The 24,414-nt window shown below is 65.7% G+C and carries 20 protein-coding genes, 2 tRNA genes and 1 other RNA gene; 9 read left to right on the top strand and 14 right to left on the bottom strand.

Features of this window, described 5'->3' with window-relative positions:
* The first annotated feature begins 99 nt into the window (after positions 1 to 99).
* Entirely contained in the window at positions 100 to 1,170 is a 1,071-nt protein-coding gene (locus AOP77_RS04455) for a LacI family DNA-binding transcriptional regulator (RefSeq protein ID WP_062209850.1), read from the top strand.
* Between the two features lie 20 nt (positions 1,171 to 1,190).
* Here AOP77_RS04455 and AOP77_RS04450 read toward each other — a convergent pair whose 3' ends face one another.
* The 3 genes from AOP77_RS04450 to xylA form a co-directional block, all read right to left on the bottom strand.
* Positions 1,191 to 2,852, bottom strand: coding sequence for a DHA2 family efflux MFS transporter permease subunit (locus tag AOP77_RS04450; RefSeq protein WP_062209835.1), 1,662 nt, complete (start codon positions 2,850 to 2,852; stop codon positions 1,191 to 1,193).
* 88 nt (positions 2,853 to 2,940) lie between these two features.
* Positions 2,941 to 4,359 (bottom strand): xylulokinase, encoded by a 1,419-nt coding sequence (gene xylB, locus AOP77_RS04445; RefSeq protein ID WP_062209831.1) that lies wholly within the window; start codon positions 4,357 to 4,359, stop codon positions 2,941 to 2,943.
* Positions 4,360 to 4,449: 90 nt separating this feature from the next.
* Positions 4,450 to 5,643 (bottom strand): xylose isomerase, encoded by a 1,194-nt coding sequence (gene xylA / locus AOP77_RS04440; protein ID WP_062209827.1) that lies wholly within the window; start codon positions 5,641 to 5,643, stop codon positions 4,450 to 4,452.
* A 154-nt stretch (positions 5,644 to 5,797) separates the two neighbouring features.
* Between xylA and AOP77_RS04435 the strand changes: the two genes are divergently transcribed.
* Together AOP77_RS04435 and AOP77_RS04430 are read left to right on the top strand one after the other, a co-directional pair.
* On the top strand, positions 5,798 to 7,006 hold the full coding sequence (locus tag AOP77_RS04435) for an ROK family protein (protein ID WP_062209824.1): 1,209 nt from the start codon (positions 5,798 to 5,800) through the stop codon (positions 7,004 to 7,006).
* Between the two features lie 103 nt (positions 7,007 to 7,109).
* Positions 7,110 to 8,732: an L-lactate permease gene (locus AOP77_RS04430; RefSeq protein ID WP_062209820.1), complete on the top strand. Its 1,623-nt coding sequence runs from the start codon at positions 7,110 to 7,112 to the stop codon at positions 8,730 to 8,732.
* Positions 8,733 to 8,746: 14 nt separating this feature from the next.
* Here AOP77_RS04430 and AOP77_RS04425 read toward each other — a convergent pair whose 3' ends face one another.
* From AOP77_RS04425 to AOP77_RS04410, 4 genes are all read right to left on the bottom strand, one after another.
* A complete protein-coding gene (locus tag AOP77_RS04425) occupies positions 8,747 to 10,972 on the bottom strand; it encodes a RecQ family ATP-dependent DNA helicase (RefSeq protein ID WP_062211454.1) in 2,226 nt (741 codons plus the stop codon).
* A gap of 91 nt (positions 10,973 to 11,063) precedes the next feature.
* Entirely contained in the window at positions 11,064 to 12,101 is a 1,038-nt protein-coding gene (locus AOP77_RS04420; RefSeq protein WP_062209817.1) for an aspartate-semialdehyde dehydrogenase, read from the bottom strand.
* On the bottom strand, positions 12,098 to 13,369 hold the full coding sequence (locus tag AOP77_RS04415) for an aspartate kinase (RefSeq protein ID WP_062209815.1): 1,272 nt from the start codon (positions 13,367 to 13,369) through the stop codon (positions 12,098 to 12,100). The genes AOP77_RS04420 and AOP77_RS04415 overlap by 4 nt, the downstream gene beginning before the upstream one ends.
* 106 nt (positions 13,370 to 13,475) lie before the next feature.
* Entirely contained in the window at positions 13,476 to 14,051 is a 576-nt protein-coding gene (locus tag AOP77_RS04410) for a TetR/AcrR family transcriptional regulator (RefSeq protein WP_062209812.1), read from the bottom strand.
* Between the two features lie 195 nt (positions 14,052 to 14,246).
* Between AOP77_RS04410 and AOP77_RS04405 the strand changes: the two genes are divergently transcribed.
* Together AOP77_RS04405 and AOP77_RS04400 are read left to right on the top strand one after the other, a co-directional pair.
* Positions 14,247 to 15,200, top strand: a complete 954-nt coding sequence (locus tag AOP77_RS04405) for an ABC transporter ATP-binding protein (protein WP_062209810.1) — start codon at positions 14,247 to 14,249, stop codon at positions 15,198 to 15,200.
* Positions 15,197 to 16,369: an ABC transporter permease gene (locus AOP77_RS04400; RefSeq protein WP_062209808.1), complete on the top strand. Its 1,173-nt coding sequence runs from the start codon at positions 15,197 to 15,199 to the stop codon at positions 16,367 to 16,369. Before AOP77_RS04405 ends, AOP77_RS04400 begins: the two co-directional genes overlap by 4 nt.
* Before the next feature lie 171 nt (positions 16,370 to 16,540).
* Here AOP77_RS04400 and recR read toward each other — a convergent pair whose 3' ends face one another.
* Together recR and AOP77_RS04390 are read right to left on the bottom strand one after the other, a co-directional pair.
* Complete coding sequence (gene recR / locus AOP77_RS04395) at positions 16,541 to 17,137, bottom strand: recombination mediator RecR (RefSeq protein ID WP_062209806.1); 597 nt, start codon at positions 17,135 to 17,137, stop codon at positions 16,541 to 16,543.
* A gap of 4 nt (positions 17,138 to 17,141) precedes the next feature.
* Entirely contained in the window at positions 17,142 to 17,465 is a 324-nt protein-coding gene (locus AOP77_RS04390; RefSeq protein WP_062209804.1) for a helix-turn-helix transcriptional regulator, read from the bottom strand.
* 68 nt (positions 17,466 to 17,533) lie between these two features.
* Here AOP77_RS04390 and map point away from each other — a divergent pair, with 68 nt between their 5' ends.
* Positions 17,534 to 18,316: a type I methionyl aminopeptidase gene (map, locus tag AOP77_RS04385; RefSeq protein WP_062209795.1), complete on the top strand. Its 783-nt coding sequence runs from the start codon at positions 17,534 to 17,536 to the stop codon at positions 18,314 to 18,316.
* A 9-nt stretch (positions 18,317 to 18,325) separates the two neighbouring features.
* Here map and AOP77_RS04380 read toward each other — a convergent pair whose 3' ends face one another.
* Both AOP77_RS04380 and ffs read right to left on the bottom strand, forming a co-directional pair.
* Complete coding sequence (locus AOP77_RS04380; protein ID WP_084622421.1) at positions 18,326 to 20,461, bottom strand: DNA polymerase III subunit gamma and tau; 2,136 nt, start codon at positions 20,459 to 20,461, stop codon at positions 18,326 to 18,328.
* 61 nt (positions 20,462 to 20,522) lie between these two features.
* An RNA gene (ffs, locus tag AOP77_RS04375) (signal recognition particle sRNA small type) lies at positions 20,523 to 20,619 on the bottom strand.
* A gap of 65 nt (positions 20,620 to 20,684) precedes the next feature.
* Here ffs and AOP77_RS04370 point away from each other — a divergent pair.
* Both AOP77_RS04370 and AOP77_RS04365 read left to right on the top strand, forming a co-directional pair.
* A tRNA-Ser gene (locus tag AOP77_RS04370) sits at positions 20,685 to 20,772 on the top strand.
* Positions 20,773 to 20,936: 164 nt separating this feature from the next.
* Positions 20,937 to 21,647 carry a LytR C-terminal domain-containing protein gene (locus tag AOP77_RS04365; RefSeq protein WP_152649766.1) on the top strand — a complete coding sequence of 237 codons (711 nt, stop codon included), beginning with the start codon at positions 20,937 to 20,939 and terminating at the stop codon, positions 21,645 to 21,647.
* Here AOP77_RS04365 and AOP77_RS04360 read toward each other — a convergent pair.
* From AOP77_RS04360 to AOP77_RS04350, 3 genes are all read right to left on the bottom strand, one after another.
* Entirely contained in the window at positions 21,644 to 22,723 is a 1,080-nt protein-coding gene (locus tag AOP77_RS04360) for an FUSC family protein (protein ID WP_160300043.1), read from the bottom strand. The genes AOP77_RS04365 and AOP77_RS04360 overlap by 4 nt on opposite strands.
* Before the next feature lie 147 nt (positions 22,724 to 22,870).
* Positions 22,871 to 22,961, bottom strand: a tRNA-Ser gene (locus tag AOP77_RS04355).
* A gap of 89 nt (positions 22,962 to 23,050) precedes the next feature.
* Complete coding sequence (locus AOP77_RS04350) at positions 23,051 to 23,506, bottom strand: nucleoside deaminase (RefSeq protein WP_236685750.1); 456 nt, start codon at positions 23,504 to 23,506, stop codon at positions 23,051 to 23,053.
* Between the two features lie 88 nt (positions 23,507 to 23,594).
* Here AOP77_RS04350 and upp point away from each other — a divergent pair, with 88 nt between their 5' ends.
* Complete coding sequence (gene upp, locus AOP77_RS04345) at positions 23,595 to 24,230, top strand: uracil phosphoribosyltransferase (protein WP_062209784.1); 636 nt, start codon at positions 23,595 to 23,597, stop codon at positions 24,228 to 24,230.
* Positions 24,231 to 24,414: the final 184 nt, after the last annotated feature.

The raw sequence follows: 24,414 nt of genomic DNA, 5'->3' as shown, positions 1-24,414 counted from the left end.
ATGGCGGAATATCGCGGCAAAAGGGACGAATCTGCGCCTGAAACGCGTTCGGCCATAGTTGTTTGGGAGAGCGCTCTCCAGGCATGGTAAGTTCATGTCGTGAGTAGCGCACCTGAGAAGAGTCGTGGCCGCGAGGGAGGCCCCTCGACGCTGGAGGACGTCGCGCGCGTCGCCGGCGTGTCCCGTGCGACAGCGTCCCGAGTTGTGACCGGCACCAGGCCCGTGACGCCCGAGGCATTTGCAGCAGTGACCGCCGCGTTGGCGGAAACGGGATACGTGCCAAATCAAGCCGCGCGCTCTCTCGTCACCCGCCGCACGGGCGCTGTCGCGGTGGTCGTGTCCTCTGCGGGCGGCGGGGAGGACGAGGACCAGGCCGTGGGACAAATCCTCAGCGACCCGTTCTTCGGAAACATTCTTACCGCCGCCGTCCGAGCTCTGCGTAAGCATGACGTCCACCCGCTATTGATGCTGGCAGATTCACAACATGCGCGCGAACAGGTGATCGGCTTCGTAGGTGCAGGCAGCGTCGATGGAACCTTGCTGGTGAGCACTCACAACGACGATCCGATGCCGGCGATGCTCGTGAGCGCACGTCGTCCGGTGGTTGCATTTGCGCGCCCGGTAGCCAATATGGCCTTGAGCTACGTTGACGTGTCCGGAGTTGACGGCGGCCGCCTTGCGTCTGCGCACCTTATCGAACTGGGGCGCACGGTGCTCGGGATGATCGGCGTCGAGGGCGGCCTCGCCATGCCCTCAATCGCGGATCGCGCTTTGGGTTTTCGCGAGGACGCAGCGAGACGTGGTGTCGCTTACGTGGCGCAGGAGGACGGCGACCTGACCACCGAAGGTGGCGTGCTGGCCGCCAGACGTCTCCTCGCTGCGCATCCGGGAATCAACGGCATTTTCGCGGTCAACGATGCGATGGCCGCAGGCGTATTGGACGTTCTGCGCGAGAGTGGGCGCGAAGTGCCTGGCGACGTCGCGGTCGTGGGCTTCGACGACAGTTCGGTTGCCCTCAACACCATTCCGGCATTGACTAGCATTCGTCAGCCCATGACGGCGATTGCCGGCCACATGGCCGACCTTCTCATGCGCCGCATTGCCGAGCCAGGAGCGGCGCCCATGTCCGTGGTCGTGCCGCCAGAACTAGTGGCGCGCGCGTCCACTTGATCCCTCGCGACGTCGTGCACTCATGCAGTGTCAGCGTCGATGGCCTGTTGCCCGGCGCTGTCCTTGGACTTCGCCCTCAGCCGCAGTGACCCGAGGACTCCCACGGCCAGGAATCCAGCCGCCATCCACAACGCCCAACGGGAAGCATCGGCCATGCCCGCGGACAGGGCGTCGGCCACAGCCGGCCCATCGACACCAAGTTGGCCTTCCGTGCCTGAGTCGCGGATCTGTGTGATCGAACTTCCTGCGGACTGCTCGGTGGCAGCCTCTATCTGGGTTGCCTCCGAGGTGGACAGCCCGTCAACAGTATTGAGCTGCGTAGGCAGGTAGAACGCGAGTCCCGCGGCGAGCATTGCGCCGACGACCGCGGTGCCCATTGCCGAGCCGACCTGGCGCGAGGTGCTCTGGGTGGCGGACCCCTGACCCGACTCCTCCATTGGCACGTCCACCAGGACGGTGCCGGCGAGCTGGGCCGAGGCGAGGCCAAGGCCCAAGCCGTAGAACGTGAGCACCGCGGCGAGCAGCCAGCCGGACACGGTTGGTGCGAGCAGGAAGGACACCAGTAACGCGCCCGTCACTTCGACGGACACGCCGATGACCACCACGGTGGGGGCGCCAAATCTCGCGGACAGGTGACGCGCACTTGCGCCGGAGATGAAGGCGCCGATTCCCATCGCGGCAAGGATGAAGCCCGCTGTGAGCGTCGACATCCCCATAGCGTTGATGATGAAGAGCGGCAGAACAAAGAGGATTCCGAACTCGCCGATGGCGATGCAGAAGGCGACCAGGTTGCCCCACCGGAAGGTGGCGAACCTGAACAGGGTGAGGTCGAGGATCGCGGATTTGCCAGCGGTGGCTCGGTGGCGCTCCCAGGGGACAAAGAGAACCAGGCACAGGAGACCGATGCCAATGGCGATCGGTACTGGAGACAGCGCCCAGTCGGTCGGCCAGGTGAAGCCGAAGATCTCGAACGCCTTGATGGGGGTCCACCACCCAAGTGATCCCCCTTCGATCAGGCCAAAGACCAAAGCACCAAAGCCGATGCTGGAAAGCAGGAGTCCAAGTATGTCCAGGCCCGGGGCAATGACCTTCGCTCGGGTCTCGGGGACAACCAGGAACGTGGCGATCAGGATCACGATGCCGAACGGCACGTTGATAAGGAAGATCCATTCCCAGTTGAAGTTCTGCGTCAGCCAGCCACCCAGGAGTGGGCCCAACGCGGCGACGCCGGAGATGACCGCGCCCCATACTCCAAAGGCCACCGCACGGTCACGACCCCGGAAGGTCGCGTTCACCGTGGACAGCGTGGTCGGCAGGATGAAGGCACCAGCGATTCCTTGGATGAACCTGGCGATGATGAGCTGGTCGCCGTCTGCGGCGGTGGAGGCGATGATGCTACCTGCCACGAACAGCAGGACACCCGCGACCATCAGGTTGCGGCGGCCAAGGCGGTCCCCCATGCGGCCAGTGGTCAGGAGTAGCGCGGCGAAAATGACTGAGTAGATGCCATTGACCCACTGGGCCTCACTGAAGTCGAGGCTCAGGTCTGTGATCATGGTCGGGAGCGCGACGCTCACGACGGTGCCGTCCAGCACGATCATCGACAATGCCGCGGCTAGCACGATGAGCGAGAGCCATTGCTTGCGGCCAGCGCGGATCGGAATATCGGTGCTATCGCTCACGGTGCTCCCTGGTAGATCATGCTCAGGTGACTCAACCTACAGCGCAACCAACTCAGACGCGTCAGTCAAAGGCTTGAAACGGAGCGTGTCACGCCCTGCTTTGTGCCGCGCGGTACTGCTCGCGAATTACCGGCTCCGACTCAACTCCGGTCACCTCCACGGCATCGACGCTCCATGACGGGCGTGTGCCCGTGAGGGACCACCCCGCCTGAACGGCGGCGCCCATGGCCACGTACTCGCCGGGGGTGGGTACGGACACGGGGATGCCCAGCACCTGAGCAGCAATGGTCGAAACGGCCTCGTTCTGGGCCGCCCCGCCAATTAGGAGTGCGCGCTCGGCGGCGACGCCTTGCGCGCGAATTGCCTCGAGCCCGTCGGCCAGTCCGCACAGCATGCCTTCGATGGCCGCGCGTGCGAGGTTGGGTCGTGTTGTCGAGGCGAGGGTGAGGCCGGAGAGCCCCGCCGTCGCATCGGGAAGATTAGGTGTGCGTTCGCCCTCGAAGTAGGGCACCAGTACCGCGCCCTGTGCGCCGGGCGCTGCCTCCAGGGCCAGCCGCCCCAACTCATCGTGGTCTACACCGAGCACGCGGGTAAAAGCATCCAGCACCCGAGCGGCGTTCAACGTTGCGATAAGGGGCAGGTAGGCGCCCGATGCGTCGGCAAAGCCAGCTACGGTGCCCGCAGAGTCTCGTACTACGGAGTCGGTCACGGCAAAGACGGTGCCGGAGGTGCCGATGGAAATCACCACGTCACCCTCGCGTGCGCCGAGCCCAAGGCCAGCCGCTGCGTTGTCGCCCGCGCCCACGCCGACCACAATGCTGTCCACGCCGATGCCTGTCGCCTGGGTATCCACCACGTCACCGGGAGCGAGGACGCGCGGAAGGATCGCATCGTGGCCCAGGGCCCGGGTGAGCAGTCCGCGATCGTAGTCGCCGGTGGTGGGGCTCCAATACCCGGTTCCAGACGCGTCGGAGCGGTCCGTCGTGAGCGCGTCCAGGTCGGGGCCCAAGGGGGATTCGTCGGTGGGACCGTAGCCACGTAGGCGCCACGTGAGCCAGTCGTGCGGCAGTGCGACCGCCGCAACGCGCTCCGCATTCTTGGGTTCATTGTCTCGCAGCCAACGTAGCTTGGTGATGGTGAACGATGCGACGGGAACCAGTCCGGTGCGCTCGGCGAGTAGCTCTGCACCCACCTCGGAGATCAAGTCCTCTGCGGCGCCGGCCGACCGGGTGTCGTTCCACAGCAAGGCGTCGCGGATGACGCGGCCATCCTTGTCGAGCGCGACCATGCCATGCTGCTGGCCACCGACGGAGACGGCGTCGACGTCGGAAAGTCCGCCGGCATCGGCGATGGCTCCGAGCAAGGCCTCCCACCAAGCAGACGGAGGGACCTCACTGCCGTCGGGGTGTGAGGCGCGTCCCGAGCGGACCACCGCGCCAGATTCGAGGTCGCGCACGACCACCTTGCAGCTTTGCGTGGAGGAGTCCACTCCTGCGACGAGCGTCATCGCGCATCCTTTCGGGTTGGTTAAGAAAGCGTTCTGCCCGATGCTCCACGAGGGGGACGTGGTGCATCGGGCAGAACGGGTCAAGCAGTGTTAGTTACGGAAGCCAAGCAGGTGCTCAGACGCGAGCTGCTGCAAGCGCACAAAGCCGAATCCGTTGCCGCCAAAGTAGGCTTCTGCGTCGAAGTCCTCGTACGAGGCGCGGTCCGCGATGAGGTCGTCGTAGTCTTCGCCTTCACCCATGGTGGTCTGGCCGAGCTCGTAGACCTTAGCGGCCTCGAGAGCTTCCTGAACCTCGGGGTCGGCACGGAACGCCAGGGCGCGTTCCTTGAGCATCAGGTACATGCCCATGTTCGCCTTGACGGAGTCCCACACGCCGTTCTCGTCCTCGGTGCGCGAGGGCTTGTAGTCAAAGTGACGCGGGCCGTCGTAGGTGGGGCCGCCGTTGGGGCTTCCGTTCTCCAGCAGATCGACCGTGGAGAAGGCGTTGTGCAGGTCGCCATGACCAAAGACCAGGTCCTGGTCGTACTTGATGCCGCGCTGGCCGTTGAGGTCGATGTGGAAGAGCTTGCCGCAGTCGAGAGCCTGCGCGAGTCCAGCGGTGTAATTCAGACCAGCCATCTGCTCGTGGCCGGTCTCGGGGTTCAGGCCCACGAGCTCGGGGCGTTCGAGCGTGTTGATGAACGCGATTGCGTGGCCAATGGTCGGCAGGAGGATGTCACCGCGGGGCTCGTTGGGCTTGGGCTCGATGGCGAACTTGATGTCGTAGCCCTTGTCGGTGACGTAGTCACCCAACACGTTGACGGCCTCGCGGTAGCGCGCAAGTGCGGCGCCGATGTCCTTGGCGCTGTCGTATTCGGCGCCCTCGCGGCCGCCCCACATGACGAACGTCTTGGCGCCCAGCTCGGCGGCCAGGTCGATGTTGCGAATGACCTTGCGCATGGCGAAGCGGCGCACGCCGCGATCGTTGGACGTGAAGCCGCCGTCCTTGAAGACGGGGTGGCTGAACAGGTTGGTGGTGACCATCTCGACCACGATGCCGGTGTCGTCGCAGGCGCCCTTGAGGTCGTCGATGGCCTTCTGGCGTTCGGCATCAGAGGCGCCGAAGGGGAAGACGTCGTCGTCGTGGAACGTGATGCCCCAAGCGCCGGCTTCCTTGAGGCCGTGAATGGCCTTGACGGTGTCGAGGCGTGGGCGGGTGGGGCCGCCGAAGGGGTCCTGCGCCTCCCAGCCAAGGGTCCATAGGCCAAAGGAGAAGCGATCTTCGGGGGTGGGCGTAAGAGCCATGGTGAATCCTGTTCCTGGTCGACGGCGACCAAACGTTGTAGGCATCAACATAACCATGCCTCGGACGCGGTGTCAACGCGAAACAACAATTGCTCTTGCGGGGGCACATAGGTTATGTTCGTTTCGACCACAAACGAAGGCGAGGCCGATCCCGGTGAGCATCCCCACCTCTGGTTCGCACCTCACGGCAAGTGCGGGTTCACGCAACGAGCAGACCCGCCGCCATAACCTCTCTACACTCCTCACGCTGGTGCACCACCATGGAGCATTGTCCCGGGCGGAGCTCACTAAGCTCACCGGCCTCAACCGCTCCACGATTGGGGCGCTCAACACCGAACTTGCCGCCGCGGGATTCGTGTTTGAATCTGCCGCTCTGGAGTCGGGAACCGTTGGTCGCCCCAGTCCCATGGTGAACCCGAGCGCTGGCATCGTGGCGCTGGCGATCAACCCCGACATCGACGCCATTGAAGTGGGGGCAGTCGGCCTCGGCGGCAAGGTGCTGGTGCGTGCGCGCCGTGCCACAGACTCCGTTCCCACTCCCGACGAGGCCCTCGACATCGCTCTTGAGCTGATCGAGGATGTCCGTGCGCAACTCCCGGACGGTGTCAGTGTGATTGGTGTGGGCGTGGCCGTTCCCGGTCTCGTGGAAACAAGTACCGGCATGGTGACGCGCGCACCTCACTTGGGCTGGCAGGACGTCGCCTGGGGCGAGCAGCTGTCCGATGCCCTGGGCCTACCTGTACAGGTGGGAAACGACGCTGCGGTTGCCGTGGTCGCGGTGGCCGTGTTTGGCGCGGGTCAGGGCGCTGCCGACCTGATGTACCTGAATGGCTCGGCTTCGGGAATTGGTGGAGGCGTGATCGCCGGTGGCACGCGACTCGTGGGCGCGAACGGTTTCGCGGGCGAGCTCGGCCACACCCTCGTCAACAGCGAGGGAGTTGACTGCTACTGCGGCCGCACGGGTTGCCTCGAGACCGAGGTGAACCTCAACCGGTTGCAAGCAGCCGCCGAGGTGGCAGGCATCTCTGCGGCCGATGCCGTTGCTCAGTTGGGATCGCCAGCACCTGAACCATTCGAGTCGGAGGTCGACAGGGAAGCGGATGTGCTCGCACACGGTATTGCCAACCTCATCTCCGTCTTCAACCCTGAGGCCGTCGTCCTCGGTGGTTTCTTGGGTGACCTCTACGGTGCGCGCCAAGAGCGGATTCGTGCCGGTGTGCTCGCCGATGCGTTCGCCCCGTTGGGTGACAACGTGCGCATTGAGCGTGCGCGGTTGGGTGACGAGCTCCTGCTCGTGGGCGCAGCGGAACTTGCGTTCGGACCGCTATTGCACGACCCGAGTGGTTGGAAAGCACAGGCCTAACCCAGGTTTCGTTTGGTGGGTGGCGGTGTGCCGTGCGCCGCGGGACGTGGCAAAGTTGGGCTATGACGCGCAATCATCCTGGTAGTGCAGCCGCGAGTCCCTCGTGTTGACCGCTGTCGCGGCTATCCCCATTGTGGCGGTGTTGCTGCTGATGGTCGTCGCGAAGTGGTCAGCGGTCGCCGCAGGTGCGGTCGCGGCTGTTGGTGCCATGGTGTTGGCGCTTACCGCCTTTGATTTTGGTGGCGAAGATTGGGGATTCACCTCGGTTGAAGGTGTGATCGGGATAGTCGCGCGAGCCGCATGGACCGCGCTCACGGTGATGCTGATCATTGGCCCAGCACTGGGAATCCATCATCTCCAGCAGCGGACGGGCGCCACCAACGTCTTGGAGCGAGGACTTTCGCGAATCACCCCGGACCCCCGAGTCGCGGCGCTGCTTATTGTGTGGTTCTTCACCATGTTCATTGAAGGTGCAGCCGGTTTTGGTACGCCGGTGGCCCTCGCCGCGCCATTCCTAGTGGCGGCCGGCTTTAAGCCGGTCACTGCCGTCGTGGGCGCCCTCATCGGGCACGCGACCGCAGTTCCGTTCGCGGCCGTCGGCACTCCCACGCTCGCGCAAGGCGCGCTCACCGACTACACCCTTGGCGACCTTTCCTGGGCCGTGGCCCCTTATCAACTCATTGTGGGCGCGGTGCTCGCGGTGTTCATCGCCCGGCTGCTCGGCACGATGTCCACCACGCAAGGACCGCCCTGGAAGTGGATGGCCGTCGCTTACGTGGTGTTCTTCATTCCTTTCTTGCTGCTCGCCAAGTTTGTCGGCCCGGAGCTCCCGTCGCTCGCAGGTTCACTGGTGGGAGCACTGGCCTTCATCGGGATTATTCGCTGGGTCGCCAAACGCCGCGCAAGCGCGCCTGTGCAGGCCCTTGTCCGCAGTGGCGGTGAGTATGTCGAGATTCCCGAGGCGATCCCCGCCCCAGGGCTTGAGCTGGGGACAAGTGAGTCCCAGGTCGAGCGGGCCCAAAAGGAAGCGAGCGCCCCGCGTGCTTCCGAGATGACCATACTCGCGGCCGGCTCCCCATACTTGCTGCTGGTAGCGCTGGTGCTCGTGACGCGGCTGGTTTCGCCAGTGCGCGACGCCGCCCGGTCTGTGACCTGGAGCTGGGAGTTGTTCGGTGCCTTCGGGGAGAGCATTGAGCCGTTCTATCACCCGGGCATACTGCTAGCGCTCGCGTTCGTCGGCGGAGGTCTCATTCAGCGCGCTGGAGGGCGCGACATGGGCCAGGCGTTCGTCGATGCCACGCTTCAGTTGCGGCCGGTTTTCCTCGCCCTGGTGGCCATGGTGACGGTGGCTTTCACTATGTCGGAGTCCGGTATGACCGCTCAGCTCGCTCTGGCCGCCGCGGGCGTGGGTGCCGCGTGGCCCTTCCTGGCGCCCGCCGTGGGCGCGCTCGGAACGTTCATGACCGGCTCAGCCACTGCATCGAACTTCCTCTTTACCGAGTTCCAGGACCAGACCGCGCTGACGGCCGGACTTGACCCCTTGCCTTTGCTGGGTGCGCAGAACTCGGGTGCCGCGGTCGGCAACATCATCTGCCCGCACAACGTGGTAGCCGCGGCGGCTACGGTGGGTCTGAGCGGTCGCGAGGGCGAGGTGCTGAAGCGCACCCTGCCAGCGGCGTCGATCGCGATTGTGCTCGTGGGGGTCGCGGCCTACTTTGTCAGCTAGAACCTCGCGGGCGGCTATCGCACCCCTAGGACGAACGGATACACGGCGGCGGCACCGTACTCGCGTAGCAGGCGGGCGGCGACGGTGAGGGTCCAGCCTGAGTCGATGTAGTCGTCCACCAGCAGTACTTTGCGCCCCTCGAGGCTGCCGTCCGCCGCCGCCGCGAGGTCCAGTCGGAGGCGCTTCTCGACGCCCGCGAGGCGCATCGCCGAGTTCACATCGTGGCGTGCGGGGGTCTCGTAACCCACCGCCGCCTCGATGGAGCCCAACACTGGAACGCTCAGATAGCGGGCTAGTCCAGCCGCGAGATGAGCGGTCAGGATGGGTCGCGTCGTGGAGCTGACACCGACGACGCCGTCGATGGCCAGCGCATCATCCGCCCACAGGGCCGTCCAGTCATCGAGTACCTGCACGGCGGCGGTGCGCAGTGGAACGGGGGTCTCGCCGTCAAAATGGTGTGGCCCCTCATCATCTTCCCCGGGCACTGTCGCGAACAGGTCTCGCAGCGCACCGGACCAACCAAGCCCATCAAGCCGAGCGATAGCGCGTCCTGGCTCAGCCTGCAGCGCGGGGGCGATGCGCCCGCGCAACGCGATGCCCAGAGTGTCCATGCCGCTGGGCCATTGGCGCCGTGCGGTGACGTCTACTCCCACCCGGTCCATGTCTGCCTGTGATCGAGCGATGTCCTCGGCACCGGGAGCGTCAGGAAGTTCGATGCCGCCGCAGCCGTCGCATCGTCCGCAGGTCCATTCGGGAGTGAGGTCTGGGTCGTCAAGCGCGGCACGCAGGTAGGCCATGCGGCAGCCGGGCGACGCGATGTAGTCGAGCATCGACTGCTGCTCGTTGAGTCGTGTCTGGGCGACCCGGGCGTAGCGCTCCTGGTCGTAGTCCCAGCTGGCGCCGGTAGAGATCCAGCCGCCCTTGACGCGGCGTACCGCGCCGTCGACGTCGAGCACCTTAAGCATTGACTCGAGGCGCGACCGCTTGAGGTCCACGCTGGTCTCGAGCTTCGCGACGGACTGAACCTCGGTAGGACTTAGCGCGCTGAGCGCGGCTCGGACTTGATCCTCGGCGGGGAAGGCCTGGGCCCCAAACCATTCCCACACGGCCTTGTCCTCGTGTCCGGGGAGCAGCACCACGATGGCCTCATCGACCCCGCGTCCTGCACGGCCCACCTGCTGGTAGTACGCGATGGGCGAGGAGGGGGCGCCGAGGTGGACGACGAACCCGAGGTCGGGCTTGTCGAACCCCATACCCAGGGCCGACGTGGCGATAAGCGCCTTGACCCGGTTGTCCTTCAGGTCGGCCTCCAGTTGTTCACGCTCGGCGGGGTCAGTCTGTCCGGTGTAAGAAGCCACGGCTAGGCCCGTTGCGCGCAGTTGCGAGGCCACCTGCTCGGCCGCTGACACGGTGAGGCAATAGACGATTCCAGAGCCGTCAACTTCCGCCAGGGTCTTGGCGAGCCAGGCGACCCTGGTGGCCTGGTCCGGGAGTTGAAGCACGGCGAGGTGGAGCGAGGCTCGGTCCAGTCCGCCGCGTAACACCAGGACATCTTTGGCGACGCTCTCAAGTCCGGCCGATCGCGAGACGCCCAACTGCTCCGCGACATCGGCCGTGACACGTTCATTGGCGGTCGCGGTGGTCGCCAGCACGGGGATGCCCTCGGGCAGGTCCCCCAGCAGAGTGCGAATGCGACGGTAGTCCGGGCGGAAGTCGTGCCCCCAGTCGGAAATGCAGTGCGCCTCGTCGATCACCACCAGGCCCGCGCTCGCGGCCAAGCGCGGCAAGACCTGGTCGCGGAAGTCGGGGTTGTTAAGCCGCTCGGGCGAGCACAGCAGCACGTCCACGTTGCCGGCCGCAATGTCCGCGTGGATCGAGTCCCAGTCGGTCATATTGGAGGAGTTGATGGTGACCGCGCGGATGCCCGCGCGCCGAGCGGCCGCTACCTGGTCGCGCATCAACGCGAGCAGCGGGGACACGATCACTGTGGGTCCCGCCCCCTGTGAGCGGAGCAGGGCGGTGGCAACAAAGTACACCGCAGACTTTCCCCAGCCGGTGCGCTGCACCACCAGCGCGCGGGCGTGCCGCTCCACCAGGGCCTCGATCGCGGTCCATTGGTCGTCCCGGAGCGCGGCATCATTACGTCCGACCAGCGTGCGCAGCGCGGACTCGGCCTGCTCTCGCAGGGAGGGGGCCAGGGCAACGTCAGGCGGGACAGCGGAGTCAGGTGAGGAAGTCATCGTGTCGATCGTAGACGCGGCGCCCGACACTCGGCGCAACGCTGGCGCCGCGGACTCACGCCGCGCCGGCACCGATGAGGAACTTAGCCTGCTACTTGACGAGCTTGGCTGCGACGAGCTCCGCGATCTGTACGGCGTTGAGCGCGGCGCCCTTGCGCAGGTTGTCGCCCGCGACAAAAAGCACTAGGCCCTTGCCGTACAGCGCGGCACCATCCTGACGGATGCGACCGACCAGCACGTTGTCCTTGCCCGCTGCCTTCAACGGGGTGGGGATCTCCTCGACCGTGACACCCGGGGCATCGGCCAACAGTTCGTAGGCCTTCTCCGGGCTGATGGCCTCGTTGAACTCAGCGTTGATGGACAGCGAGTGACCGCTGTACACGGGAACGCGTACGCAGGTTCCGCTCACGCGGAGGTCGGGTAGGCCAAGGATCTTGCGCGATTCGTTGCGGAGCTTCTGCTCCTCGTCGGTCTCGTTGGAGCCATCGTCGACAACAGAGCCCGCCATGGGCAACGCGTTGAACGCGATGGGCTCCACGTAGGCCTTGGGTAGCGGGAACTCCACAGCCTCGCCGTCGAGCGCGAGCTTGGTGGCCTCGCCTGCGACGGCCTGAATCTGCGAGTCGAGCTCTCGCACGCCGGCCAGTCCCGAGCCGGAGACGGCCTGGTAGGTCGACACGACGAGGCGTTCGAGGCCCGCATGATCGGCCAACACCTTGAGGACCGGCATGGCCGCCATGGTGGTGCAGTTGGGGTTCGCGACTATCCCCTTGGGGATGTCGTTCAGTGCATCGGGGTTGACCTCGGAGACCACCAGCGGCACGTCGGAGTCGGACCGGAAGGCGGACGAGTTGTCGATGACAATCGCGCCGGCCTCGGCGAACTTGGGTGCGAAGACCTTCGACGCGGCACCGCCGGCGGAAAAGAGCGCGATGTCGATGCCGGAGTAATCGCCGGATTCGGTGTCCTCGACGGTAATGTCGCGGCCCTGGAACGGCAAGGTGGTTCCCGCGGAGCGAGCGGAGGCGAAGAAGCGGACCGACGCATCGGGAAAGCGAGCCTCGACGAGCTCGCGCATGACGGAACCCACCTGTCCGGTGGCGCCAACAATTGCAATCGTCACGGTCATCGTCCGCTACCTCCATATACGACGGCCTCGCCGTCCTCAGTGTCCAGGCCAAAAGCGGTGTGGACGGCGCGCACGGCATCGTCCAACTTCTCGGACCGGGTGATGACGGAGATGCGGATGTCCGAGGTGGAGATCATCTCGATGTTTACGCTCGCGTCGCGAAGTGCGGAGAAGAACTGCGCGCTGACGCCCGCATTGGAGCGCATACCGGCGCCGATCAGCGAAATCTTGCCGATCGTGTCGTCAACGGTGAGCTCGGCATATCCGATGGCCGCAGCATCGGCCGCGATGGCAGCGTGAGCCTCAGGCACCTGCGCCGTGGGAAGCGTGAACGAGATGTCCGTGACCCCCGTGATGGTGGCGGACACGTTCTGCACAATCATGTCGATGTTGATGTCCGCGGAGGCGACGGCCTCGAACAGGCGCGCGGCGCTGCCGGGAACGTCGGGGACGCCGATGACCGTGATCTTGGCCTCGGAACGGTCGTGCGCCACTCCGGCAATGATGGGGTCTTCCATGTCATCTCCCTCTTCAGGCTCGCCCATGACCCAGGTCCCTTCAAGACCTGAGAAGGACGAACGCACGTGGATGGGTACGTTGAAACGACGCGCGTACTCGACGCAGCGCGGCATAAGAATTTTTGCGCCCGATGCTGCGAGGTCCAGCATTTCCTCGTAGGAGACGCGGTCGAGCTTGCGGGCTGCGGGGACGATGCGCGGGTCCGCAGTGAAGACACCGTCCACATCTGTATAGATCTCGCAGGCGTCCGCGTTGAGGGCGGCGGCCAGTGCGACGGCGGTCGTGTCGGACCCGCCGCGGCCCAGCGTGGTGACGTCCTGGGTCTCCGGGTGCAGGCCCTGGAAGCCGGCGACGATTGCGACCTTGCCCTCGTCAAGAGCGCGGCTGAGGCGGCCCGGGGTGACGTCGATGATGCGGGCGCGGCCGTGGTGTTCGGTAGTGATCACGCCGGCCTGGGGGCCGGTGAAGGCCTGCGCGGGGATGCCCTCAGCGAGGATCGCCATCGCCAGTAGCGCCATGGAGATGCGCTCTCCGGCGGTGAGCAGAATGTCCATCTCGCGCGGGTCGGGGGCATCGGTGACGGCCTGTGCCAGGTCGATCAGTTCATCGGTGGTGTCGCCCATCGCGGAGACGGTCACGACCACCTGGTTGCCTGCGCGGACGGTCTCCACGACGCGGCGCGCGACGCGCTTGAGCGCGTCCGCATCCGCGACGGAGCTGCCTCCGTACTTCTGCACCACAAGGGACATGCGAAATCTCCGAGTTAAAAAAAGGGGGTGTGCGCCTACGCGGGGCACGGTGCCCCATTCTAGACGGAAGCACGGGTGGGGCCGAAACCGCGCTTTGAGGCCGCGATTACTGGGTCTTGGTGTTCTCGACCCAGCGGCGCAGGTGAGCCGCCTCGCGCTCGATCGGTGCCGTAGTGCCGAGTGTGTGCGACAGTGCCGCGCCACCCTCGAAGCCGGCGACCAGGTGCATCGCGCGTGCCCCCGCTGCTTCGGTAGCGAACCCGAGTTGCTCGAACTGGCCAGCCGCCCAGTCGGTCAGCTCCTGCAGGACGGCCGCTGCTGCGACGCCCAGGTCGTCGCTGTGACGGCGCAGGTCTGCGGCGAGCACCGTCGCCGGGCTGCCAAACGCAACCAGGGCTTCGGTGGCATCGGCGGAACTGTCGATGTAAGCCAACAGGCGCTCACGCGGGCCGGACTCGCCGTCCCATTCCGCCATGAGGGTGCGGTTCTCAGCGAGAAGCGCTTCAATGATCGCGTTGCCCACGTCCTCCTTGGTCTTGAAGTAGTAGTAGACCGAGCCCGAGGGGACGTCCGCCGCGCGCGCTATGTCCGCGATGGAAGTGCGCTCGAATCCCTGGGTCAGCGTCAGCGTGGTCGCTGCGGTGGTGAGGCGTTGCTTCTTGTCGCTGGCGGGACGGGGCATGGCTTCTCCTGGAGGGTCACGTCGCAGTGTGGGTAATAGTAAGTTATCCCGCTACATGGCTGGAGCGCAAGGGGTGATTGCGGAAATCAGGGGCGATATCGGGGGATTACCCGATGGCGTGGTCCCGGGGTACGGGCAAGACTCGATACCGCAGCATCACGCGAAAGTGATGCTCGACTCAGTAAGGTCAGGTGCATGGAGAAACTAGATGAAAAGTCGGGCGCGACATTGGTGGCTGTGCCACCCGTGCTGCGTGCCCACGGCGTACGGCGGTCCTTCGGCTCCGTTCACGCCGTCGCGGATGCCAACCTCGAGGTTGCGCCGGGCACAGTCACCGCGCTCATCGGGCCGAACGGCTGCGGCAAAACCACGCTCATGCTGATGCTGGCGGGTCTACTGCTGCCTGACGCCGGTGAGATCTCCATTGCAGGGGCAGACCCAAGGAGTGACTCTGCCGCCGTGCGCAGCGCCATCGGGTGGATGCCCGATCAGTTGGGTGCATGGGACAACCTCACCTGCCTGCAGACGCTCACGCTTGTGGGGCGGGCGTACCGGCTTCCCAAGGCGGTAGCGAGCGCGCGGGGTGCTGAACTTCTGAACACCGTGCACCTGAGCGAGTTCGCCGACCGGCCGGCGCGCGTCCTGTCTCGGGGCCAGAAGCAGCGGCTGTCGCTGGCCCGCGCTCTGATGAATGACCCTCAAGTGCTGATGCTCGACGAGCCCGCCAACGGACTCGACCCGCGATCGCGAGTCGAGCTGCGCCAGCTGGTGAGGGCCTTTGCGGCGGAGGGGCGTGCCGTACTCGTGTCGAGCCACGTGCTGAGCGAACTAGACGAGATGGTCGACGAGGCCGTTTTCATGTCCAAGGGCAAGACGCTGGGTGATGAAACCCAGGCGATGGTCGCGGATGCCCGCACGCGGTACAGAATCGAGTCGCTCGACGACAGTCTGCTTCGCGACGCCTTCACTCACTGGGGATTGGAGTTCGAGGAGGCCGAGGGTGGGCTCGTGATTCGTGCCCAGAACAAGGAGCACGCGGCGTCCATACTCGAGGCGCTGGTCAAGGGCGGGGCCAAGGTTCACCGCTTTGGCCCCTTTGGCAGCGCACTCGAGCAGACGTATATGGCTATGAACGAGGAGCGACGATGACCGCCACCACCGAGCGTCCGGCAGCCGCCGCGAAGGCCGCGCCCAAGGCGCCGCACGGGAACCCGTGGATGCCCACCTTCCGCGGTGTAGGCCTGGTCGCCCGCATTGAGCTGACGCGCCGACGCCCCACCACCAAGGGCTACATCTTCTACGGCCTCCTGGTCCTCGCAATACTCGGCCTGGGCATCCTTGTGGCCGCCGTGTCCGCGCCGGGCCTGACCTCGATGCCGATGGAGCTGGTGCTGATTCTGGTGCTGGGCGCGGGGTTACTCATCGCGCCGTCGCTGTCCTCCACCTCGATCAACGGTGACTCCAGCGAAGGGGTGCTGGCGCCGATGCAGATGACCCGGCTCACCGCCGGTGACCTCGCGCTGGGCAAACTGCTCGCCTCGTGGCTGTTCGCGGTCGCGGTGCTCATCACCACGACGCCGCTGCTCGTGTACGCGTTCTCGCGTTCGGGCTGGCACTGGTACGAGCTGGCGGCGGTACTCGGGGCGATCCTCTTTACGGTGCTCACGTTCACGGCCATCGGCCTGGCGTGGTCGTCGCTCGCCGCCCGCGCGGTGGCGTCCGTCTCCCTCGCTCACCTCACTACCGGGTTCCTAGTGCTGGGCACCCTGGTGATCTTCGCCTTCTCCATGCCGCTGGTGTCAGAGACCGTGACGGTGACCGACAGGTTCGTCGACTACGAGACGTTGACTCCGGAACAGCAGGAGGCATATCAGACCGGCGAGCTCGACTACTCGACCGTGCAGTGCACGGAGCAGTCCTACGAGACGTCCGTCGCGCACACTGAGAACATCGCCTGGCTGCTGCTCGCGAACCCCATGATCGTGATCGGCGAGGCGTCGCCGGTGGTCAACCCGAACACCTACCAGGAGGACGGCCGCGCGGCGCCGGGCGTGTTCGCCTTCATGCACCAGCAGGTGGGTAACGCTCAACTTGGACCGCAGGACACTCCGCAGGGCTACGACGAGTGCGCCCAGCAGGCCGACACGGGTCAGTCCGACCAGTGGGAGCAACAGCAAGAGGACCAGGCGCTGTTCCCGCGCAACCCGTGGCCTGGGCTCGCGCTGCAGGCGGTGCTGCTGTGCGGTGCGATGGGGATTGTTATTCGTCGGCTCCGGGTGCCCTACAAGAAGCTTCGCGCGGGAACCCGCGTGGCCTAAAGGTCGCGAGGCGCCGCTTTCGCACCGCCCCCACGGTCCACGTCCGTGCCGGGTAACGCTCCGGAGTCAGATCCCGGTAGCGCGCGTTGCGAAGGAGGCGCCTCGCACCGTATTACTGACGAAATTTGCGGGTGGCTATTGTGCGACGAAGCCCCATGCCAAAAGAATTGATCAGGAGACCTTGCGACGGCCCTCGAAGGCGCGGCCCAAGGTGACCTCGTCGGCATACTCCAGGTCGCCGCCCACCGGCAGGCCCGACGCGAGTCGTGAAACAGTCAGCCCCATCGGCGAAAGCATGCGGGCTAGGTAGGTCGCGGTGGCCTCGCCCTCGATGTTGGGGTCGGTCGCGATGATGATCTCCTCGATCTTTCCGTCGCCCAGGCGGGTAAGGAGCTCGCGGATCCGCAGGTCGTCTGGCCCCACGCCATTCATGGGATCGATGGCGCCGCCTAGCACGTGATAGCGGCCGCGGTACTCGCGGGTGCGCTCCACGGCCATGACGTCCTTGGGCTCCTCGACCACGCAGATCACGTCGTCGCTACGACGAGGGTCAGCGCAGATGCGGCACTGGTCCGACTCCGCGACGTTGCCGCAGGTCGCGCAGAAGCGCACCTTGTCCTTGACGGTCCGCAGCGCGTCGGCCAGCCGTGCAATATCCGAGGGATCCGCGGCAAGCACGTGGAACGCGATGCGCTGGGCGCTCTTGGGGCCGACCCCGGGGAGGTGCCCGAGTTCGTCGATGAGGTCTTGAATGGCGCCGTCGTACATGGAGTTAAGCGTAAGCGTGCGCGCCAGCAACTGATGCCATTGCGCCGTCCGGGTCGCCCTCACGTTGAATCCCAATGGGAGGGCCGGTCTGACTGATCTGCGCCCAGACGGTGTCAAGGGACAGGTCGAGCACCTGGGCAATCGCGGCAATGGTGGGGAAGGACGGCGTGGCCACACGGCCAGACTCGATTTTGCGCAGCGTCTCTGGCGAGATGCCTGCCTCAAGCGCGGTCCCGAGTATTGGTCGCCGTCCGCGAGCCTGGCGAAGTAGGGCGCCCAGTCGCCGGCCACGCTCGAGCTCTTCTTCAGTGAGGGGCAATCTAACCATGCGGCCTATTGTAATACCGGGATACTATTACCGGGATAGTTATCCGTGACTTGAGAATCAGGAAGCACATGATCGAGATTCTGAGCCCCACCGAACTTGGCCGCGCGAAGATTTCTGGCGCATTGGTGGGCACCATCCTGCACACGATCAAGGGGCGCGCGACGGTGGGCACCAACCTCTTGGAGATTGATCAATGGGCGAAGGAGATGATCCACGACGCCGGCGCTGAGTCTTGCTACGTCGACTACGCACCTTCGTTTGGTAGCGGGCCATTCGGGCACTACATCTGTACCGCGGTCAACGACGCCGTCCTGCACGCCCTTCCCCGTGACTATGCCCTGGTGGATGGGGATCTGCTGACCTTAGATTTGGCGGTGGCCAAGCACGGGATCGCTGCCGATGCGGCTATCAGTTTCATCGTGGGAGATGCGCGACCAGCGCAAAGCGTCGCAATGATCGAGGCGACGGAGCGCGCCCTGCGAGCGGGTATAGGTGCGGCCAAGCCAGGTGCCCGAATCGGCGACATTGCGCACGCGATCGGTACGGTTCTGGGTGAAGCGGGGTACTCGATCAACACCGAGTTCGGGGGACACGGGATCGGTTCCACGATGCACCAGGACCCTCATGTGCCGAACACTGGTCGCCCAGGCCGCGGATATCAGTTACGCCCGGGTTTGTTGCTCGCCATCGAGCCCTGGGTCATGGCGGATACATCCGTCTTGGTGACTGACTCGGATGGGTGGACGCTACGCAGTGAGACAGGATGCCGCACGGCCCACAGTGAGCACACCATCGCGATCACGCCCACAGGAGTTGAGATCCTGACTTTGGCACCTCGGTCATTGCGCTAGCAGGAGCCTTCAGTCGTCGATGACCTTGCCGCCGAGCATCTTGGCGACCATGTCCGCGCCGCTGAGGCCAGCGTCTGGAGCAGCGGCATCGTGTTCGCTGACCTCCTCGTCGTCGTCCCACGGGGCGGAACCCCCCGCGGCCTTGGCGGCGGGGGCTGATGCTGGTGGAGTTGCCGATACGCGGCTAGTGGGCGCGGCAGCCGCGGTCCCACGAGGGGAGAAAGCGCGCCCGGAGGGCTCACGGGCTGGCTCCTCGTCCTCCGGAGGCGCGTCGTCCCACGGCGGCGTGTCCGATGCCGGGGGCTGGGGGATCGCGCTCGTCGAGGGCTGCGTAGGAATCGACTCCGTGGGAGGCGACTGGTCGGAGTCTTGAGGCGAGGCGACGGGCGCCGATGCTGTGGGGCGTGCCGTAGCCGCCGCCGGGAACGCTCCGGCTGGGCCGACGATGCCCTCGACGCGTACGTGCAGTCCCAGGGTCTCGCGCACCGCGAGGGCCACGTTCTCTGCGTGGTTGCCGGTCGCGAAGCGAGAGGCCAATGGAGCGCCGTCGAAGGCGAGCTTGAGTACGCCGTTGTCGACCTCAGCTACCTGCGCACTCTGCTTGACGAGCACCCACGTAACGCGACGGCGCTCAAGCGTGCCGAGCACCTCGTCCCAGCGTCGACGCACAAGCTCGGAGTCCTCGGGGCCGCCGGCGGTGTCGCCCGAGCTCGCGGCGGCCTCGGGGGTGACGGTCGGCTTCGGCTTGACGGCAGCAGGAGGAGTGGACTGGACGGGTGTTTGCACGGGAGCAGTTGCCGCGGGGGCGGCTGCTTCGGCAGCAGGCTTGGCCACCGCAGCGCGCGCCGCGGCGGCACCGCTGGGTGCGGTGGTTGACGGCGCAGCGTTCGGGGTGGGAGTGAGAACTGGAGCCGGCTGGTTGGGTGCCGGGGCGCTCGCGGCCGATGCAGGGGCCGACGCAGGGGTGGCGACGGGGGCACTGGCTGCGGGCGGCTGTGCCACTGGAGCCGCCGCGGGAGTGGACGCGACGCCCGGGGCACCCGCACCATCGGCCGCAATGAGGCGGGCGCAGAGCAGTTCCAAGTGAAGGCGGGGCGACGTGGCTCCGACCATGTTCGTCAACGCGTCGTTGACCAGGTCCCCCGCGCGTGAGGCGCGTGCCAGCCCTAGGTGCCGGGCCTGGTCTTTCATACGCTCGAGTTGGTCCTCGGGAACCTCGCCGAGGGCCTTTGCGCCGGCCTCACCGGACGCGGTGAGCACGAGGATGTCGCGGAGGCGCTCGAGGAGATCCTCGACAAACCGCCGCGGCTCGTGGCCGATGCCGATGACGCGGCCCACTACCTCGAAGAGCGAGGCGCCATCGGCCGCAGCGATCGCGTCGATCGCGTCGTCCAGCAGCGTGGCATCGGTGAATCCCAGAAGCGAGATCGCGCGGTCGTAAGTGACCCCCTCGACACCCGAGCCCGCCATGAGCTGGTCCAGGACGGAGAGAGAGTCGCGCACCGAGCCGCCACCCGCGCGGACCACGAGGGGCAGCACGCCCGCGGCGACAGTCACGCCCTCGGCCTCGCACAGCGACTGCAAGTAGTCGGTAAGTACGCCGGGCGGGACCAGGCGGAAGGGGTAGTGGTGCGTGCGGGATCGGATGGTGCCGATGACCTTCTCGGGCTCCGTGGTTGCGAAGATGAACCGTACGTGAGGCGGAGGCTCCTCGACCAACTTGAGTAGCGCGTTGAAGCCCTGCGGCGTGACCATGTGGGCCTCGTCCAGGATGAAGATCTTGTAGCGGTCACGGGCCGGCGCGAAGGCGGCGCGCTCGCGGAGTTCACGGGCATCGTCGACGCCGTTGTGTGAGGCGGCGTCAATCTCGACTACATCGACAGAGCCGGTACCGCCGCGGGCGAGCTCGGTGCACGAGTCGCACACTCCGCAGGGGGTGTCCGTGGGACCCTCGGCGCAGTTGAGACAGCGGGCGAGGATGCGCGCGGAGGTGGTCTTGCCGCAACCTCGGGGTCCGGAGAACAGGTAGGCGTGGTTGACCTTGTCGGTCCGTAGCGCTTGCATCAGCGGCGTCGTCACGTGTTCTTGCCCCACGACGTCTGCGAAGGTGTCGGGGCGGTATCGGCGGTACAAGGCGGCAGTCACAGAGACGACTCTAGTGCCGCCCTGCGACAGGCGCATCGGCCGGTGGAAAAGCATCGGGACATAAGAGGACCCCCCACGCACCCGCTAGAGCCCACCTACCCTTGCTGCATTCCTGCCCTGGGGGAGTTAAGCGAGATGGCGCCACGTGAGGGGCCGAGCTCAAGTTTAACCAGAACAGCGTGATTCGTTATAACGCCGCCGCTCGGGTACCATTCATGAGCCTGGAGGATTCGCCTAGTGGCCTATGGCGCACGCTTGGAAAGCGTGTTGGGTGCAAGCCCTCAGGGGTTCGAATCCCCTATCCTCCGCCATAGCTATTTGGACCTCAGTGTTTCTTGCTGGGGTCCAAATTGCTTTTACGGGTGCTGTGGAGCGACTCGGAGCGTGTCGCCCATGTTGTTCGTTAGATGCCCGGACGCGTGCGGCCTGCCTGCTACGTCCCGTGAATAACCGTCTCTCTACTAAAGTGGTGCCCGTGACTCAGCCTCCGATGGACCCAACCGCCAGTAAGCGCGCGACCGTGCGTCGCCACCGGCGCGAGCGTCAGATTCTGTTATTCGGTCTGATCCTCATCGGCATGGCTGTCGCCGGAGTGTTTTTTGCCTCTGTCTACAAGGGCGACACCGAGGGCCCCTTTGCGGAGCCATTCGTCACTCCCGCGAGCGATTTTGCGACCGAAGTCAATGTGGCCTGCCCTCCCGGAGATGCCCTGCCTATGGAGCCCACGGAGATTCCGATCCGCGTGCTGAACTCGACGGACAAGGCCGGGCTAGCGGGCACTACGGCCTCAGACCTCAAGGGTCGTGGCTTTGTGGTGACTGGCGCCGGAAACTACCCCCGCCCCTACGAGGGCAGCGTGCGCATCATCTATGGCGAGAAGGGTCTGGTTGAGGCGTACACCATCTCGACGTACTTCACGCAGTCAGAGATGGTCCTCGATACGCGCGACAGTGCCGTGTCTGACCTCGTGATCGGCGATGAGTACGACCCCGCGACTACCCTGCGCCCCCAGGGGGCACCTGAGCTCGACCCCGAAGTTCCCTTTGTCCGCCCCCAGCAGTGCGTGCCAGTTGAGTTGGTGGCACCCGAGCCGGCACCTCGCGTGATCCCGGACAACCCCTTGGTGGAAGCCAGCCCGAGCGCCAGCGCGTCGGCGGAGGATGTGCCCCAGGAGGGCGACAACTAACTGTTGTGAGGTCGGTGCAGTAATCCGGTGAGCGTTCCCAGCATGGCTCCTATCGCGGTATCCAAGACTCGTTCCGTGAGCGTTCCGACTGAGCCCACGGTTCCCGTGGCGGCTCCTGTCAGCAAGAGAACCATGGGAGTGATGAACAGCAGCGCGAGGGCGTAGTTGCGCACAGTCACGAGCTGAGTGGCGAACTGTAGCGATCCGAGCACCACCGCAAGTGCGAGTGGTGCGAGGTCGAGCGTTCCAAACGCAAGGAAGATGAGCGCGCCGGCGACGGTGCCAACGATGCGATGCAGTCCGCGTCGCGCTGCGTCCCCGCGCCCCGCCCGCGTTCCGACAACAGCGATTCCCGCCCCGACCGTCCAGTAGGCGCGCTCCGGGTCAACGGCCGTGACGCTGATTAGCGTGCCAACGACCGCCACGATCGCGACCCGCACCAGCAGCGTGCGCCCGTCGCGCCCCAAGGCGAAGACCGCCAGGATCTCCCGAAGCCGGCGCGCAGCGAGGTGCCGATTTCTCGCCAGGACAAGGGGGAAGGCCGCGACCGCGAGCGAAAACAGCATCCCCGCTGACACGGCGACGATGAGGGAGGCCGGGGAGATGGCCCTCTCGCCATCGACCACCGACGTGACGCGCGCGGAGAGGCCATACGTAAGCGCGACAAAGAGCGGCCCCGGGGCGCCCATGCGGTAGCCGAACGACAGGGCGGCCCCTGCGATTGTCACCACCACGAGGCCCACGGAGGCCACCAAGGGGTAGGGCGCGAGCGCGGTTGCTAGGACGGAGACGGAGAGCAGGAAGGCTGCGACCAAGGGGAGGACGCGTATCCGTTCGCGGACGTTGAGGGTGGTGACGTGAAGCACCGTGAATCCGCCGGTCGCCGCCAGGATCCCTAGAGTCTCCGACCCAAGCGCCGAGCCCACCGCAATGGGCACCGCCATAACTAGGGCCGCCTGCAGCCCCAAGGGCCATCGTGGCCCGGTGTACGGCTGGAAGGTCCGCAGGCTCTTTACTGCCCTGTGCGTGCCGTGCGTCCAACGTTCACGGCGCTCGCGAGCGGCGCTGTGATTCATTTGGGCTCCCATCGCGAGGCGCGTGGGCGTCCCCTCAACCCATTATTGCCGGAGAGCGCCGCATGGGGTCGGGACCATCGCGTCGACCGCCCCGGCCCGGCACACAAAAAACCCGGCCCCGATTCGTAAGAATCAAGGCCGGGTAAGTGGCGGTGACGGCGGGATTTGAACCCGCGGTACGGGGGTACCGTACACAACATTTCGAGTGTTGCACCTTCGGCCGCTCGGACACGTCACCGTGGGAGAGGATACCTGCTGCAAGTGGCCCCGACCAAACTGGGCCAAAGTGTGCACTCAGCCCGAGCATCGGCCGTGTGCCTTGTGCCGCTAGCGGCGCTGCTCAAAAAACGTGCGTAGGAGCAACGCGGATTCTTCACCGCGGATTCCTGAGACGACCTCGACTTTGGCGCCGATGCGGGCATCGCGGACCAAGTCCCATTGCGACCCGGTGGCACCCGCCTTTTGGTCCCACGCACCAAGCACCAGCCGGGGGATGCGTGCGGCGAGCAACGCGCCGGCGCACATCGCGCACGGTTCGAGCGTCACCACCAGCGTGCACTCTTCAAGCCGCCAACTGCCGACAGACTCTGCAGCCTCCCGGAGTGCAAGCACCTCAGCGTGTGCCGTGGGATCGGAGCGCACAGCCCGCTGGTTAAATCCTCGTCCTATGACGGAACCCTCCGTGTCCAGCACTACGGCACCCACGGGCACCTCGCCGATGTTTCCGGCGGCGCGCGCGAGCATGAGGGCCTCGCCCATGGCCGCCTCGTAGAAACCGTGCATGCACGCCAGGCTACCGGGGCGGCTTGCCGCGGGACGATGCTGGGGCAAGGCAGGCGCGCGCGGCGTCGCTACGAAGTAGGGTTGAGCCATGCAGCTTCACGTCGCGGATCACCCGCTCATCGCCCACAAGGTCACCGTCCTCAGGGACAAGAACACGCCGTCGCCGACGTTCCGGCTACTGGTGGATGAGTTGGTGACGCTCCTCGCGTATGAGGCGACCCGCCAAGTGCGCGTGGTGGAGTGCGAAGTGGAGACGCCTCTTCAAATGACCACCGGCACCAAGATCGCGAGTCCCGCTCCGCTGATCGTGCCGATTCTGCGTGCCGGGCTGGGCATGCTTGACGGCATGACCAGGCTGTTGCCGAGCGCCGAGGTGGGATTCCTGGGGCTCAAGCGCGACGAGGAAACCCTTGAGGCGATCACCTATGCGAATCGCTTGCCGGACGACCTCACTGGTCGCCAGGTCTTTCTCATCGACCCGATGCTTGCGACGGGTGGCTCACTTGTAGCCGCGATCGAGTACGTCCTGGAACGTGGCGCGACTGACGTGACCTGCGTATGCCTGTTGGCTGCGCCCGAGGGAATCGAGCGGGTTCGGTCTGCAATGGGTGAGCGCGTAGATGTGTCTGTTGTCGTGGCTCAGGTCGACGAGAAGCTCAACGAACAAGGCTTCATTGTGCCCGGACTCGGTGACGCAGGCGACAGGCTCTACGGGCTGGTGTAGCTGTCCGGCACGCAGGCCGTGCCGCGTTCGATGTCAGACCCCTTTGGCATGCTTGAGTCATGCCCAAAAACTCGCGGTGGCTAATCCTTCCCCAGAGTTTTCGCGCGCCTGTGGAGGACACGCCGAGTTGTGCACAACGTATCCACAGGGTTTTACACAGGACCACAACATCTAGGGGCTGTTT

The sequence above is a fragment of the Demequina oxidasica genome (assembly GCF_000975115.1).
In the GTDB taxonomy this organism is placed as follows: domain Bacteria; phylum Actinomycetota; class Actinomycetes; order Actinomycetales; family Demequinaceae; genus Demequina; species Demequina oxidasica.
Note: the sequence above shows the minus strand (reverse complement) of the source record. Positions and strands in the feature narration are given on the sequence as shown.